General features: G+C 31.0%; 15 protein-coding genes. 6 read left to right on the top strand and 9 right to left on the bottom strand.

Annotation, left to right across the window (positions count from 1 at the left end; genetic code table 4):
* Positions 1-98: 98 nt before the first annotated feature.
* The 3 genes from MAG_RS02630 to MAG_RS02620 are packed head-to-tail and all read left to right on the top strand — an operon-like array spanning position 99 to position 2720.
* Complete coding sequence (locus tag MAG_RS02630; protein WP_011949684.1) at positions 99-896, top strand: energy-coupling factor transporter ATPase; 798 nt, start codon at positions 99-101, stop codon at positions 894-896.
* Entirely contained in the window at positions 887-1822 is a 936-nt protein-coding gene (locus MAG_RS02625; RefSeq protein WP_011949683.1) for an energy-coupling factor transporter ATPase, read from the top strand. The genes MAG_RS02630 and MAG_RS02625 overlap by 10 nt, the downstream gene beginning before the upstream one ends.
* Complete coding sequence (locus MAG_RS02620; protein WP_011949682.1) at positions 1815-2720, top strand: energy-coupling factor transporter transmembrane component T family protein; 906 nt, start codon at positions 1815-1817, stop codon at positions 2718-2720. Before MAG_RS02625 ends, MAG_RS02620 begins: the two co-directional genes overlap by 8 nt.
* 56 nt (positions 2721-2776) lie before the next feature.
* On the opposite strand, the gene MAG_RS02615 is transcribed toward MAG_RS02620, so the two are convergent.
* Positions 2777-3829, bottom strand: a complete 1053-nt coding sequence (locus MAG_RS02615; RefSeq protein WP_041308757.1) for an MAG5150 family histidine triad lipoprotein — start codon at positions 3827-3829, stop codon at positions 2777-2779.
* 143 nt (positions 3830-3972) lie between these two features.
* Here MAG_RS02615 and tpiA point away from each other — a divergent pair, with 143 nt between their 5' ends.
* Complete coding sequence (gene tpiA / locus MAG_RS02610; RefSeq protein WP_011949680.1) at positions 3973-4749, top strand: triose-phosphate isomerase; 777 nt, start codon at positions 3973-3975, stop codon at positions 4747-4749.
* Positions 4750-4810: 61 nt separating this feature from the next.
* Here the strand turns inward: tpiA and deoC are convergent, their stop codons facing one another.
* From deoC to deoD, 3 genes are read right to left on the bottom strand one after another with little or no spacing between them, the layout of a single operon-like run.
* On the bottom strand, positions 4811-5479 hold the full coding sequence (deoC, locus tag MAG_RS02605; protein ID WP_011949679.1) for a deoxyribose-phosphate aldolase: 669 nt from the start codon (positions 5477-5479) through the stop codon (positions 4811-4813).
* 18 nt (positions 5480-5497) lie between these two features.
* On the bottom strand, positions 5498-6793 hold the full coding sequence (locus MAG_RS02600) for a pyrimidine-nucleoside phosphorylase (RefSeq protein WP_011949678.1): 1296 nt from the start codon (positions 6791-6793) through the stop codon (positions 5498-5500).
* Positions 6794-6813: 20 nt separating this feature from the next.
* Complete coding sequence (deoD, locus tag MAG_RS02595; protein WP_011949677.1) at positions 6814-7515, bottom strand: purine-nucleoside phosphorylase; 702 nt, start codon at positions 7513-7515, stop codon at positions 6814-6816.
* Positions 7516-7800: 285 nt separating this feature from the next.
* Here deoD and MAG_RS02590 point away from each other — a divergent pair, with 285 nt between their 5' ends.
* Together MAG_RS02590 and obgE are read left to right on the top strand one after the other, a co-directional pair.
* A complete protein-coding gene (locus tag MAG_RS02590; protein WP_011949676.1) occupies positions 7801-8625 on the top strand; it encodes a Cof-type HAD-IIB family hydrolase in 825 nt (274 codons plus the stop codon).
* A gap of 111 nt (positions 8626-8736) precedes the next feature.
* A complete protein-coding gene (gene obgE, locus MAG_RS02585; protein WP_011949675.1) occupies positions 8737-10005 on the top strand; it encodes a GTPase ObgE in 1269 nt (422 codons plus the stop codon).
* A gap of 78 nt (positions 10006-10083) precedes the next feature.
* Here obgE and MAG_RS02580 read toward each other — a convergent pair whose 3' ends face one another.
* The 5 genes from MAG_RS02580 to MAG_RS02560 are packed head-to-tail and all read right to left on the bottom strand — an operon-like array spanning position 10084 to position 15993.
* Positions 10084-11616 carry an MAG5080 family lipoprotein gene (locus MAG_RS02580; RefSeq protein WP_011949674.1) on the bottom strand — a complete coding sequence of 511 codons (1533 nt, stop codon included), beginning with the start codon at positions 11614-11616 and terminating at the stop codon, positions 10084-10086.
* 7 nt (positions 11617-11623) lie between these two features.
* Positions 11624-11902: a hypothetical protein gene (locus tag MAG_RS02575; RefSeq protein ID WP_013022137.1), complete on the bottom strand. Its 279-nt coding sequence runs from the start codon at positions 11900-11902 to the stop codon at positions 11624-11626.
* Between the two features lie 15 nt (positions 11903-11917).
* Entirely contained in the window at positions 11918-12901 is a 984-nt protein-coding gene (locus MAG_RS02570) for a carbohydrate ABC transporter permease (protein WP_011949673.1), read from the bottom strand.
* Complete coding sequence (locus tag MAG_RS02565; protein WP_011949672.1) at positions 12840-13907, bottom strand: carbohydrate ABC transporter permease; 1068 nt, start codon at positions 13905-13907, stop codon at positions 12840-12842. Before MAG_RS02565 ends, MAG_RS02570 begins: the two co-directional genes overlap by 62 nt.
* Positions 13891-15993: an ATP-binding cassette domain-containing protein gene (locus tag MAG_RS02560; protein ID WP_011949671.1), complete on the bottom strand. Its 2103-nt coding sequence runs from the start codon at positions 15991-15993 to the stop codon at positions 13891-13893. The genes MAG_RS02565 and MAG_RS02560 overlap by 17 nt, the downstream gene beginning before the upstream one ends.
* Positions 15994-16001 lie beyond the last annotated feature (8 nt).

Raw genomic sequence — 16001 nt, 5'->3', positions numbered from 1 at the left:
TGACGCAAACATTGCGTCATTTTATTTTCCTTTTTGCCTTTAAAATAGTTAAAAAAGCTAAAGTGACAATTCTATTTTGGTAGTATAATAAACACATTATGATCAAAGTCACTGATTTAATGTTTAAATACCCTAGCGCACAAGCTAATGCTATTGAAAAACTTAATTTAGAAATAGAAAGCGGCAAATATGTTGCTATTTTAGGACACAATGGCTCTGGTAAGAGTACATTTTCTAAGCTACTTGTAGCTTTATATAAACCAGCTGATGGCAAAATAGAATTAGATGGCACAACTATAAGCAAAGAAACACTTAGAGAAATAAGAGGCAAAATAGGAATTATTTTCCAAAACCCAGATAACCAATTCATTGGCGCTTCAGTTGAAGACGACGTTGCTTTTGGACTAGAAAACAAATGTATTCCACGTAAAGACATGAAGCCTATTATTGATGAATTAGCGCACAAAGTTGGTATGGGTAATTATTTAGAAAAAAGCCCACAGTCGCTTTCTGGCGGTCAAAAACAACGTGTAGCTATTGCTTCAGTTTTAGCACTAGACCCTGATATTATTATCTTCGATGAAGTAACTAGTATGCTTGATCCATTAGGTAAGAGAAAAGTGCTTGATATTATTAGTTCGGTACAAAAAGAAAGAAAGAAAACTCTTATCTCAATTACTCATGATATGGATGAAGCAATCCTAGCTGATTATTGTTTAGTTTTCTCTGAAGGTAAAGTAATAGCTTCAGGCTCTCCAAGTGAAATTTTAAACAACAAAGAAATCTTAAGCTTAGCAAAAATTGACTCTCCTTTTATTTACAAGCTAAGTGAGAAAATTAATGGTGTTAAGCCTACATATAATGAAAAGGAGTTATTAGATCAAATATGCAAATAACAGTTAAAGACTTAGTGCACACATTTTTAGCTAAAACTCCTTATGAGCTTAATGCAATAGACAATATTAATGTCTCAATTAAGCAAGGCGAATTTGTCGGTGTAATTGGACAAACTGGTAGTGGTAAAACTACTTTTATTGAACATCTTAATGCTTTATTATTACCTAGTGCTGGCAGTGTTGAATGAGTTTTTGAAAATGACAAAATAAACCATAAAACAGGCGAAAAAGAAAAATTTATGGAAAGTTTTGTTATTAAACCAACCAGAAGAAAGAGAGTTAAAAAAGCTAAAGATCTTCGTAAAAGAGTTGGTGTTGTATTCCAGTTTGCTGAATATCAGTTGTTTGAAGAAACAATTGAAAAAGATATAGCTTTTGGTCCAAGAAGCTTTGGTGTTAGCAAGCAAGAGGCTCTCGAAAGAGCTGCAAAATACATTAAATTAGTTGGACTAGACGAATCATTTTTAAAACGTTCTCCTTTTGAGCTCTCTGGTGGACAAAAAAGAAGAGTAGCTTTAGCTGGAATATTAGCTATGGAACCTGATTTTATAATAGCCGATGAGCCTACAGCAGGACTTGATCCTGTTGGTGTAATTGAGATACTAAATATTTTCAAAGAGCTCCATAAACAAGGTAAAACAGTTATTATTGTTACTCACGACTTAGATAATGTTTTAGAGTACACAGAAAGAGTTTTAGCTTTCAAAGACGGCCAAATTGTTAAAGACGGCGACACTCATGATGTTTTAAGAGACACTGAATTTTTAAAAAATAATTATATGGAACCACCTAAACTTTTAGATTTTGTCTCTAAATTAGAAGCAAAAGGAATAAAGGTTCCTAGAGTTACTTCAATTGATGAATTAGCAAACTTTATTAACAAGTATATGAATAAAAAAACTAAAGGCGGGGTCAAAGATGAATAGTAATTATGGCCGTTATATGATGAATGACACTGTGGTTCATAAAATGGATCCTAGATTCAAGATTATATTCATCATAATTTACATTGTTTTAACATTTGTGGCAAAAGATTTTCTTACTCTTGGAATTATTCTTTTACCATTATGAATTTTGTACTTAATTGAAACAAAAAGCCCTACTGCTTTCTTAAGACTCTGAATAATGCCGCCGCTTATAGGCTTCTTCCTTTTTTGAGTTAATATTTATACAATGGGCCAAAAGCCATATGATGCTGCTGGTGCATTGACTGAGAATTATAAAAAATTAAAAGACTGATATCCACTTCCAATTCACTTAGGAAAGAGTTATTTCATTTCTTGAGAAGTTATTGCTAGAACCTTAGGTTTAGTTGTGCGTGTTTATATAATGATAATGGCAACAAGCTTAATGATTAATACAACTAAGCCAATGCTTTTATCAAAAGCAATTGATGACTTATTAATGCCACTTAAATTATTATTTATCCCAACACACGTAATTGTAATGATTATTTACATTGCTTTAAGATTTATTCCTACACTATTAGAAGAAGCTCAAAGAATTACTAAAGCGCAAGCTAGCAGGGGTGTTGACTTTAAAAACGGCAAGTTTAAAGACAAAGTTAAATCATTTACAACCTTAATTATTCCATTGTTTGTTACAGCCTTTTCAAAAGCAGAAGACTTATCAAATGCAATGGAAACAAGAGGATATAATCCTTATGCAAAGAGAACTAAATATAGATTAATTATTCCTACATGAAGAGATATATTCTTGGTGCTTATAGCAGCCTGAGCAATTACTTATGTAGTATTAGTTGATAAGCAAATTATAGCCACAAACAATGCTGCTTGATATGCTAATACGTTCTTTGCATTCTAAAAACAAATAAAAACATCAGCAAATTAAGTGCCGATGTTTTTATTTTTAACCTAGCTTTAAGCAGGCAATATTTTATTTACTGTGCTACTATCCAATTTTAATGAATCAGCTATTCTTTTTAGAGCAATTCTAATATCATCTAATAATTTAAATGCTTCCCTTGCTTTATCATAAAGTGGATTAAGCAACTTTAATTCTGAATTTTTTACTAATAAGTCTGTTTTACTAGTTAATTGGTCAAATAACTTTAGTAATTCAGGCTTATTTTTTAATTCATTTTTAATATTTTTAACACTTTCAGCATAATTCAATTTATTAGCTATTTCACGAAAAGCATTTAAGTAGTTCATAAATTCTCAAATCATACTATATGTAGCATGTGAGTGATTATGGTTTGAATTTACGCCAGTGTTTGAATCATAGTTTTTTATTAAGTCTGACTTAAATTGTGAGGGTTCAATTAAAGTTGATTTATCATAGTTTATTAATGAGCTATATACAACTCTAAAATCATCTTGGATTCACTCACTTCATTCTTTATTTGTAAAAAAGGTTGCTGATTGACTTAGTTGTGGATATGCATAGTAAATAATTTTTGAATTATCTTTAGAATCTTTATTATTAAAGTCATCAAAAAACTTATTTGAGTTATTTAATACTTGCACATTTAAATCATTTACTATTGCCACAAGCGCTTTAGTGATCTTAGCTGACTGTGAATTTTGTTCATAGTCAAAAAAGCTGTCTTTGACTGTTTTATAGGCCTGTTCGTCTTTTTTTACTAAGTCATAAAACTCTTGCATTTTCTTATCCATATCATAAGATGAGCTAGCATCAGCAACATTGTTGACTAAGTTCTCATATAAAGCCGCATTAAAGAAATTTTTTGTTTCGGAGTTATCTGAATGAAAAGAATTATTAACTTTTTTAGCTAAAAAATTGCTTTCAATCTTGTCAATTTTTTCTTTATATTGCTTTATTAGTTCGCTTACTGACTTAGTATTATTTTCGCCTTGATTGCTAGATTCTCCATTACATTTAGCTGATAAAGCCATAGGCAAGCTTAATAAAGGAGTTAAAAGCAAATATTTTTTTAATTTATTTTTCATAATATCTTTCTACATATTGAAGATTATTCAATAATATGTTTTAATTTAATAATTATAAAGTAAAAAAATGTACCTAACTATATGCTTTAATTCACAAACGCATAGCATTTTGTTAAATAAGTTTCCTAGAATAAGGAGAAGCAATGAAGCAATTTATAGTAATTGGAAATTGAAAAATGTATAAAACATTTACTGAAACATTAAACTTTTTTGATGAATTTGCAATAGAATACAAAAAATTTAGAAAAGCCAATCCACAATTAATTCCTTATATTGATAATAATGTTTTTGGTGTGGCTCCTTCACAATGTAATCTAACTGCTTATTTTACAAATAGAGTTCCTGAATTAAAATTATGCAGCCAAAATATGTCAAAAAATGAAGAAGGTGCTTTTACTGGTGAAGTTAGCGCCAGAATGCTACAAGATATCAATGTTTCATATGCTTTATGCGGGCACTCAGAAAGAAGAAGATATCACACAAATCATGAAAATGATGAATCCACGCACTTAAAAATTAAGCAATCAGTTAAGTATGACATTACTCCAATTATATGCATTGGCGAATCTAAGGAAGACAGAGATGCTGGTAGAACTGAAGCAGCTATTCATAAACAATTGCAAATTTTGCTAGATGAAGTTAATATTCATAAAGTTATTATTGCCTATGAACCAGTTTGGTCAATTGGCACTGGCATTACTCCAACTCCTGAAGAAGTTGAAAACGTGAGTGCATTAATTCATAAATTAACTAGCCCTGAAGTACCTGTTTTATATGGCGGAAGTGTTAATGAAAATAATATTAATGATTTTACCAAATTGCCTAATTTAAATGGCTTTTTGGTTGGTTCAGCTAGCTTAAAAATTGACAAATTTTTAAAGCTTATTTCTGTCAATTCTGACGGCATAATGCCTAAATAAAGAATACAAAAAAACTGAGTAGCAGCAGCAAGCTCTCTCAGTTTTTTTATTTTAGTTTGTTTTAGTAGCCGCCATGCGATTCTTTGCCTTCAACTATAGCAACTGATCTACTTGTACCAAATCTTGTTGCACCAGCTTCATGCATTTTGATCATATCATCTTTATTTGATATTCCACCAGCAGCTTTAATTAATAGTTTATCGCCGCAAACTGATTTCATTGTCTTAACATCTTCTAAACTAGCACTACGAGTTGAGAAGCCAGTTGATGTTTTGATAAATTCAGCTCCTGATTGCATAACTATTTCAGTTACTTTTTCTATTTCTTCTTTTGTTAAAAGTGCTGTTTCAACAATAACTTTTAACACATGGTCGCCACAAGCGTGTTTTACTACCATAATGTCTTTAAGCACATAGTCATAATCTTTGTCTTTTAGCTTGCCAATGTTAATAACCATATCAATTTCATCAGCACCAGCTTTAATTGCTTCAGCAGCTTCATAAGCTTTGCAATTTGTAAGCATTGCACCTAGCGGAAAACCTATAACTGATGTTATGCCAACATTAGAGCCCATTAATTGTTCTTTAACATATGGAACATATGATGAATTAACACATACAGTTTTAAAGCCATATTGCTTAGCTTCAGCTATCAATTTATCAATATCAGCTTTTGTAGCTTCTGCTTTTAAAAATGTGTGGTCAATCATTTTATTGTAATCAATTTTCATTTTATTCCTTTGTTTTAGCTATTTTAACCTATCAATAATGATTTTATTTTTTACTTTTTCTGAGCCTATTTTGTATGCACTTGATAGTTCTTTTTCTAATTCAGGATTAATCTCTTTTGATGAGTAAAGTGTAAATAGCTTATCGCCTTTTTTGATTGTTTCATTGGTCTTTTTGTGTAATGTTATGCCTGCTTCAAAATCAATTTTATCTTCTTTAGTAGCTCTACCAGCACCTAGTTTCATAGCTACAATTCCAAAAGCTAGTGCATCAAAAATTTCTAAGAAGCCGTCTTTATCTGCATAAATATCATATGAATATTTTGGACTTCAGAAAGAAGGGTTTTTAAGCGCTTCAACATCACCACCTTGCAAGGCAATAAATTCATAGAATTTTTCTAAAGCCTTACCATTTTTAATAACTTCATCAACAAGTTTTAAGCCTTCTTCATGTGACTTAGCAATTTTTGATTGCTCCATAATTGTTGCACATGATGAGTAAACTAATTCATTAAAATCAGCTGGCCCATTGCCTTGAAGAGTTTTAATAGCTTCTAAAACTTCGTTTTTGTTTCCAATTTCTCTACCAATTGGTCTTGACATATTAGTTATTTCAGCCCTAACATCAACTCCTAGTTCTTTTCCAATTGAGATCATTGTTTTAGAAAGTTCTTTAGCTAATTCAGGTGTTTTCATAAAAGCACCATTGCCACATTTAACATCTAACAAAATTGCATCGCTTCCAGTTGCAAGTTTTTTAGACATAATGCTTGAAGCAATGAGTGGAATTGATTGAACACATGAAGTAACATCTCTTAATGCATAAATTTTTTTATCAGCAGGCACAAGCGAACTGCTTTGTCCTATTACAGCAATTTTGTGTTTTTTGACTTGCTTTTTAAATTGTGCTTCAGTAAGCTCAACTGTAAAGCCTGGAATTGATTCTAATTTATCAATAGTTCCACCAGTGTGACCAAGTCCTCTACCTGACATTTTGGCAACTGGAGCACCTAATGCTGCGCAAATAGGAGCAACTGCTAGAGTGGTTTTATCGCCAACTCCACCAGTTGAGTGTTTATCAACTTTTATTCCTGGGATATCAGAAAGATCAATAACATCGCCAGAGTGCATCATAAATTTAGTAAAGTAGGCTAACTCAGCCGATTCCATTCCTTGAAACATAACTGCCATTAAAAAGGCAGCCATTTGATAATCAGGAGTTGAGCCATTAACATATGAGCCTAATAAGAAGTCAATTTCTTCATTACTTAAAGACTTGCCTAGTCTCTTTTTTTCAATTAAATCAACAATACGCATTTAATATCCTAATGGTTTAATTATGCTAATTCTAAAGCTATTTTCATCATATTTTTAAATGATGTTTGACGCTCTTCTGGTGTTGTTTCTTCGTGAGTAATTAAGTTGTCACTAACTGTTAGTAAACAAGCAGCTTGTTTACCTAGTTTTTCAGCATTAGTAAATAATGCATAACTTTCCATTTCCACGCAAGCAGCATTTGATTCAGCTATTCTTTGACTAAGAGGAACTGATGAATAAAATACGTCAGATGAGTGAGTTCTAACTGTTTTTAGCTCAATGTTTAAATTTTGTGCAGATTTTTTGATTTCTTCATTTAATGAAGCACTTGGATATGCAACATATGAGTGATCGTTTAAAACTAATTTTCTAAAAGCGTTTGAATCAGCATATGCTGAATCAACTAACACTGTGTCATATAATTTTAAATCTTCTACATATGCACCTGTAGAACCAACTCTAATGATTTTATCTACATCATAGAATTTAAATAATTCGTAACTATATATACCAATCGATGGGCAACCCATTCCACTAGCAGCTATTGAAACTTTTTTGCCTTTGTATGTACCTGTGTACATAAAAACATTTCTAACAGTGTTAACTAATTCATAACCTTCATCTAAAAATGTTTCAGCAATATATTTAGCTCTTAATGGATCTCCAGGCATTAAAACTAGTTTAGCAATTGATCCTTTTGGCGCATTTATGTGTGGTGTCATATCTTCTCCTTAATGCAATTTAAATTTCTGAATCTAATAAAAATCTGATTATATGTGCGATTTGTATTTTATTAGAATGAGTTTGTAATAAGTCTTATTTTCAATAATAAAACCTTCATATATATTTTAACATATCAAAGGGTGAATTGGGCCACATATGATGCCAAAAGCGCACTAAAAGTGTCTGAAAATTTTGCTCATTTTTCTATCATTTTTTGCATATTTCTATATCATTTAATGACATTTATTAATATTTATTTTTCACATTAATGATAAGGAGGGCATATGCTTAAAAAAGGCATTGTTTTTAGTGATGTAGATGGCACAATTTACTCACGTGATAACTATGTATCTAACTTCAATTTAGATATTATTAAGTCATATCAAATAAGCTTCAATATAGCAACAGGGAATCCTATTTGCCCTAGAATGCTAAAATTAGCAAAACTTACCGACGCTGACTATATTATAGGCTCATCGGGCGCACAAATTTATGATTATAAGAATGCAAAATTTGTAAAAGAAGACTACATTGATGCTGATGTAGTTAAAAAAATTTTTAAGCTTTTTTACGAGCAAAACATTCCAGCAGCTGCTTGATCTAGTCATATTTTTTATGCTTTTAGGGAAAATGAAAAAGAGTTTTTAAACAAAATTTATTACAGATATGAAAGCTTTGATCAATTCACAATGTACAAGGGCGAGGATGATATAAAACCTATTGCAAAAATGGAAGTGTACTTTGAAGATTTTGATAAAGTTGATGAGCTAATGGCTGAGTTATCTAAACTTAAGTGTAAGCTAATCAAAACACATATGAATTTAGAAATACTGCCAGTAAAAGAATCTAAAGGAAATGCTATTATCTGGATGCTTGAAAATGTATTAGAAGGATATAGCAAGGATGAAGTTATGGTAATTGGCGACAGTGAAAATGACTTTAGTATGTTTAAAAAATTCAACTATTCATATGTTATGGATAATGCAAATGATGAAGTTAAGAAAAGAGCAAACTTTGTCACAAAAGATGTGCAAGAGCACGGCTTAGGACATGCAATTTTAGACTATGTTGAAAAATTTCATGAAAGCTTAAGTAAAAAAGGTGAATAACAAAATGCCATTTTTGCCTTATTTATAAAGCAATATGGCTTTTTTATAATTTTCAAAATATTAATATTAGTAATATTTTGCTAAAATTTTGAAAGTAATAAGGTGGTATTTATGGCTAAATTTATTGATGAAATTAAATTAACACTAATAGCTGGCAAAGGTGGGGATGGCATTATTTCCTTTAGAAGAGAAGCACACGTTGATAAAGGTGGGCCTGATGGCGGTGATGGTGGAAAAGGCGGAAACATCTATTTTGTAGGCGATAAAGGCAAAAATACTTTGCTTTCTTTATATGGAAATAAACAAATTAGTGCTGAAGATGGCATTAATGGAGGGCCTAAAAATCTTTATGGAGCCACCGGTAAAAGTACTTATGTCAAAGTTCCTATTGGTACAATGGTGTTTAAAAATGATAAATTAGTTGCAGATATCATTGAAGAAAAAGAGTATTTAGTAGCCCAAGGAGGAATTGGGGGCAGAGGTAATGCTAAGTTTAAGAGCAACAGAAACACTGCACCAAGAATTTGTGAAAACGGTACCCCTGGCGAAAAATATTTAGCTCATATAGTGCTTAAAGTTATGTCAGATGTTGGAATTATTGGTAAGCCTAGTGCTGGAAAAAGCACACTACTAAGCGCTATTTCTAATGCTAAAGCCAAGATTGCTGAATATGAATTTACTACTTTAGTGCCACAATTGGGGCTAGTTAAATATCACGATCACTCATTTACAGTAGCTGACTTACCTGGATTAATTAAGGGCGCTTCTGAAGGAAAAGGGTTAGGAATTCAATTCTTAAGGCATATTGAAAGATGTAGGGTTGTTGTTCAAATAATTGACTTTGGTTCTGAAGAAAAAAATCCAATTGAAGACTTTGAAATAATTAATAAAGAGCTTGAAGAATATAGCAAAAAATTAGCAAGCAAGCCTAAGGTTGTTGTTGCCAACAAGTCTGATTTACAGGGATTTAAGGAAAGAGTTAATATTTTTAAGGCTAAATATCCTGATGTAGAAATTGTTGAAATTAGTGCAATTGAAAGACAGAATTTAGAAGAGTTAAAAGGCAAGATTTGAAAGATACTTGAAGAAGCTAAATTACTTCCAGCTGATGAAGAGGAAGAAACAGAAGAAAATGTTGAAATTAAGCTTGAAGATGACTACAAAATAAGTAATCCATATGCAGGCTTTTTTGAAATAACTGGACCAAAAATTGAACAAATATATCATAAAATACCATTAGTAAGTTATGACAATTTGATTCGTTTTAACACAATGCTTAAAAAAATAGGCGTTTGAGACGATTTACTTAAATATGATATTAAACCAGGTGATACAGTCAGAATATTAGATTATGAATTCGAATGAGACGGTGAGTTCTAATCAATCAATATGTTTGTTTTATAGGCATAAAAGAAAAAGCAACAAGAATTAATGCTTGTTGCTTTTGCTTGCTAATTTTTAGCTTAATTTAGCGATTTTTTGACCTAAATTCATGTGTCCTAAGAACTTTTTAACTACTTCAAGCTGATTAGCTTTTTCTTTATTAAATGACTCTTCAGCAATCTTTTGAGAATCTTCTTTTTCTTTAATTTTAGTTTCTAATTCTTTTTTGCTTGCTTCATCTGAAGCCGATTCTAATTGTTTTTTAAGTTCAGCAATTTCAGTTTTTAGCTCATTAATTTTTGTAACCGAAGGTTTTAGTCTATCATAATCAGTTACTTCTTCATAGTTAGAAATATCTTCAAGATTTTTAATTTCTTCTACTCATTTATCAAATTGAGTAGGTAAGTATGATTCTTGTGGGCTAACCGTTACTTTTTTATCAGGATTATCTAAATCTAGATCTTTGATAATATCATACGTTTTGTAGCTTTCCTTTTTATTAGGTTCAGCTGGGTTTTCTAACACTTCTAAAAAGTATTTAAAGTCATACTTTTTAGTTTGCTCATTTTTGACTAATCTAGCTGAAATATAGGTAGGAAAGCGTCAACCATTAATGAATAATATGTCTTGAACTAGCTTAACAATTTGAATTGATGTAGTGCCATAATTTTTCATTGTGTCATAGTACTTTTCAAATCTTTCTTTGTCATTATCTATTCTAAAGTCATCATCAGTCATTTCCGATAATAAGTCTTGATTTTTTTCTAAAAATTCAGAAGTGTTAGCAATGAACTCATTTCATTTTTCGCTGTCTTGCTTAATTTCATGTTTGAATAAAGGCACAGGAGCTAATATTTTTTCATTATATGAAAGGTCATAGTTGCTTAAGAAATTAACAGGTGGAAGAGCTAAAAGGTAGCCATTTTCATAGTTCTCCTTGTTAATTCTTATTTTATTATCTTTGTAGAACTGAAGCACATGTTGAATAACTTCAGCAGGTTTAGTTTTATTCTTTTCAGCTTCTTCTACATACGATAAGAATTTTTCTGAATAGTAATTTGATGTTTGTGAATAAGGCTTAACTCAAGAGTTAAATTCTGAAAGCGAGCTACCATAAGCATTAGCGCTATTCTTTCTAACTAATTTATTTTCCATTTCTAAGAATGTTGATAAATATGGTGTGCCATCAAAATAGCCTCTTAAAATTGCCTTTAAATCTTCATGGTGTACTTTAGAGCCGACAATAGAAGAAAGTTTTTTAAAGGTAATAGTTATTGCCTTAAGGTCGTTAGCAAAATATAAATATTTAGTTTCTTTAATTTCTTTGTGTAATTGATCTTTAACGCTTTCAATGTTAGCAGCTCTAGTTTCATATTCAGCTTTTTTGTTTAAGTCTTTTTCTTTAGAAGCCAATTCTTTTAAGTGTGTAATACGTAAGTCTATGTTCTTTTTATTATCATCTTTAGATACAGGGTTAGTTTTTAAAAACTCTTTAGCAAGTAAAATGCTAGGGCTTAGTTTGTGAATGCAACTAGCTGAAACGATAGGCAAGGCTGGGGCTGAAAACGAAGAAGAAATTAGCAGTGTTTTTTTAATATTTTTTTTCATTATACTCCTATAAAATAGCCTTGTAGTTTCAACTTTTGATGCCAGCATATGCAATAAAAATCCCAATTAAGAAGATGATTACTGAAATAGAAATACCGGCGATTGAATAAGCCATTTGGTATCTAGCTTGGCTTATCACAGTTGTATCTAAAGAGACAAAATTGTTTATATCGATTATAAATAAAGCATTATGAATAATTATTGAGCAATAGATAATGAGCACTAAAGCAATTAATGCAAGAATTGATCATACAATTGTCAGGCTTTTAATCTTAACTTTTTTCATGACTATATCCTTCCATTAACCTTTAATAGCACTACCTTGTCTAGAAATAGATGACATAATTCTTTTTCTAAAGATAAAGTAGAACACAAACATTGGCAGTATAACTAGCACAGCACCAGCCATTTTTATATTTTGGTGAATTCTAGTTACATTATCAATATTTTCACGTCCAACTTCAAATAGTCAAACTGACATAATTTCATAACCTTTGCCTGTGAAAAGTAATGCAGGTCATAAATATGAGTTTCATGAAGCAAGAGTTGTTAGAATAACAACTGTTAAAGTTGTAGGTTGAACCATTGGCATAGCTATTTTGAATAAATATTTAGCATTAACAGCACCATCAACCATTGCAACTTCTTTAATTCTGCCTGGAATTGCTTCAAAAGCATTTCTAAACATTAAAGCATTAAAGATTGAAGCCACAAATGGCAAGGCAATCATGGCAATAGCCCCCATAAAGCTTTTAAGCACGTCAAATTGGTTATCTAAAGAAATAACAACTTTATATTGACCAAATAATAAAGCCACTTCAGGGAGCACAAGTAGTGAGATGAAAAAGCCTCACATAACTTCCTTGCCTCTTCATTTTTTAAGTGAGAAGGCATATCCACAAAGCATTGTGACAAAGATTTTTAAAACTATCGAGAAAATAACATTGGCAAATGTTAGTCAGAAAGCATATCAGTAACCTTTACTATCTTTGCTTCCTTGTGCAGCTTCAATATAGTTTTGTCACTCTCATGACTTAGGTCAGAAACTAAAGTGACTTTGTAATTCTTCAGCTTGCGACTTAGGCATAACTGAGATAGTTAACATGTAGAAAAATGGGAAGAGGACAATAGCAGCGAATAATACTAAAATGGCAATCTTAAGAAATGATCAAGTAACTAAAGATACAACTGAGTTATCTCTAACTTGATTGGCAGTAGTTTCTTTATTCTTTCTTAGCTTGATATTCGATCATCACTGGCGAATTTTTAATCTTGTTCCAAACATTAGATTCTCCTAAATTAATTGATGCATGTATTACTGCATTAAATCCTCTTCTAATAATTAATGAGTATGTAAAACCAATTACAAAAAGCATAACAGCTGAAGCTGAAGCTAAAGCATCATTACCTTCTTTAGTCATGTGGTATACATAAAGCATTAGTGTTGAAGCACCATTAACAATAGCGTCATTAGGTCTGTTGTTAAATAATGCTAGTGGGAAAACTTTAATACCATTAATAATTCCAAGTGTAATTAAAAATGTTGTAGTTGACTTAATTGATGGAAGGGTGATTGTAAAGAATTGTTTAATACCACCAATTCCGTCGATTGAAGCTGATTTATAGAGGTTTTTGTCAACTGAAAGCATTGCAGTTGTAAAGATTAAAACATTAAATGCAAGGCCTGATCATATACCGTGAATTAATAGTGGTAATAAAGCTTCGAAAGCGAAGATATCACCTTTTTCTAACCATGGAGTGTTGATTTTGAAAATGGTGTTAAACATACCATTAGGTGCAAAGAATTGAATAAATGATAGTGAAACAGCAACAGCATTAGTCATATATGGTAAGAAGAAAATGCTTTGTCATATTCCTCTAGCTCACTTACGATAAACGCTGGCTATACATGATGATATAAGCAGTGATATAGCCATAACAAATGGTAAGACTATAAGGCCATACATCAAGGCATTTCTTACACCAACAGCATATTTTTCATCAGATAATAAATCAGCAAAGTTTTTAAAAGTAAAGCGACTTACTCCTTCATCATCTTTAATGAAAAAAGCTGATTCTAAGTTAATAATAAAAGGAACAATGGTAAAAGTTAATAATATTATGATTGTTGGAAGCAGCATTGAAAAAGGTTTTCAAGCAGGTGTTCTTTTATCAACTACAGATTCAGAAAGAGACTGTAGTTTTTTATTTGCTTGCTTATTCATAGCCACTTTGGACAAGGCAGGTGACTTGTGTGAAAGCTTAGCTCAAAAACTATTTTTTAACTTCATACTCTACTCTTTCGTCATTTGCCTTGTCAAATATGTGAAGATGGTTAGCAGGAAGATTGAAGTAAATTTTATCGCCGATATTGTAGTCAAAGTTGTTTGAAACTAAGAAGTTAATGTCGCCAGCTTCAGCAACTTCAACAATTAGCTTGCTTTCTTTTCCAAAGTTTTCAACAGCTTTAACTAGTCCACTGTAATTAGCTTCAGATTCAGAAGATTTAATATCAAAGTCTTCGGCTCTTACACCGACATTGCAGCTAAATTGATCATAGTTACTAAAAGTAATGCCTTTAACAGTTTTACCTAAAACAGTAAGCTTACCATTTTCATATTGACCAGGGAATAATCCCATTTCTGGCATACCTAAGAAGCGAGCAACAAATTTATTTTTAGGTCTGTTATATAGTTCTAAAGGTGAACCTAATTGTTGAACTTTTGAAGTTGACATACATACAACAATGTCACTAATTGACATAGCTTCTTCTTGATCGTGAGTAACAAAAACTGTTGTAATTCCAAGGTTTCTTTGGATTTGGCGAATTCATTGTCTTGTTGAAATACGTAATTTAGCATCAAGGTTTGAAAGTGGCTCATCCATTAATAAAATATCTGGTTTTTTAACAATAGCACGGGCAATAGCCACACGTTGTTGTTGACCACCTGAAAGTCTTGTTGGTTTTTTCTGCAAGATCGGTAATATTTCAACTCTTTTAGCAACTTCCATAACTTCATTAAAGATAGCTTTTTTAATTGAAATTATGTCTTTTGAAAGCTCATATATTTCTTCTCTTTGTGCTTCTGATAAATTAGCACTCTTGTGCTCATTATCATCTTTCATAACAGCTTCAAGATTATATTTAGCATAAATTTCATCTGCATATATTTTAAAGATTTTGTAAGCTATAAAACGCATGTGCTTAAAGTTGTATTTTAGTTTTTTAAGCTCCGATTTGCTTGAAGTTTTTAAATCTTTATCAGCATTTTTGGCTTCTTTAAGCTTTGTTTTAGACTCAGCTACTGCTTTTTCACCATTTTCAATAGCTTTAAGCGAGTTCATGCAGTATTTGTAGTATAGGCTAGCTTTAATTAATTTATTTTCGGCATTTAAAAGCTCATATTGATCTTTTTCTGAATAATCTTTTCACTCAATGTTTGAAATATCTGAAATCACTTGTTGAAGCTCATTGTATTTCATTGTAGCTTCTTCAATAGTTGAAACTTTCTTAAATGAAAGAAGTGATTTATCAAGATTATTTAAAAATTGGCAAGTAGGATATTCAGAATTACTTTTAAGTGCATTATTAAGTTTAAGCAGACTAAAGTGTTTTTTGATTTTTTCTTTTTTAAGTTTATATGACTTTTTCAAACTATTAAAAGCTTTTAAAATTGTTTTGGAAATTGTAGCTAATTCACCTTCATAGTGGATTTTAGCTAGCTTATAATCTGTCTTAGCTTTTTCAATAATTTTATTGTTTCTAACCATAAAATTATTAAGCTCATAGTCAACTTCTTTTTCAATATTTAAGTAAACATTTCATAAATTGTTTATTTTGTTAATTTCTTCATCAAGAGCACCAAGAGTTTTTAAATAAAGGTTTTTGATTTTGATAATTGCACTATTTTTCTTGTCAATAGCTTTATTTTGCCACTTAACGTCATTTTTAAGTGGAAAAGCAATGTTGTCAAAAACACTCATGTGTGGATAAAGAGCATAGTTTTGGAAAACAAAACCAAGTTTTCTTTGCTGTGGCGATAAACTAGTAACATCTTTACCATTAAAGTAAACATTACCACTAGTAATTGTTAATAGTCCGCTTATTGCATTTAGTGTTGTTGTCTTACCACTACCAGAAGGGCCTAAAAGAGTAACTAATTTACCATTAGGAATTTTAAAACTAACATCATCAACAGCTAGTGTTTCACCAAAGTCTATAATTACATTTTTTAATTCAATCGCAGGTACTTCTTCTGCATCCGTGCTTGAATTAAGAATTTTTTCTGACAATCTATTGTATTCTGATAGATTATCATCAGTGACTTTAGCAGTTGATAATTTAATATTATCAATAAGTTTTCGTAGTCAAATCATATGGTTCC

The sequence above is a fragment of the Mycoplasmopsis agalactiae PG2 genome, assembly GCF_000063605.1.
GTDB lineage: Bacteria > Bacillota_I > Bacilli_A > Mycoplasmatales > Metamycoplasmataceae > Mycoplasmopsis > Mycoplasmopsis agalactiae.
This window is presented reverse-complemented; position numbering and strand designations above follow the sequence as displayed.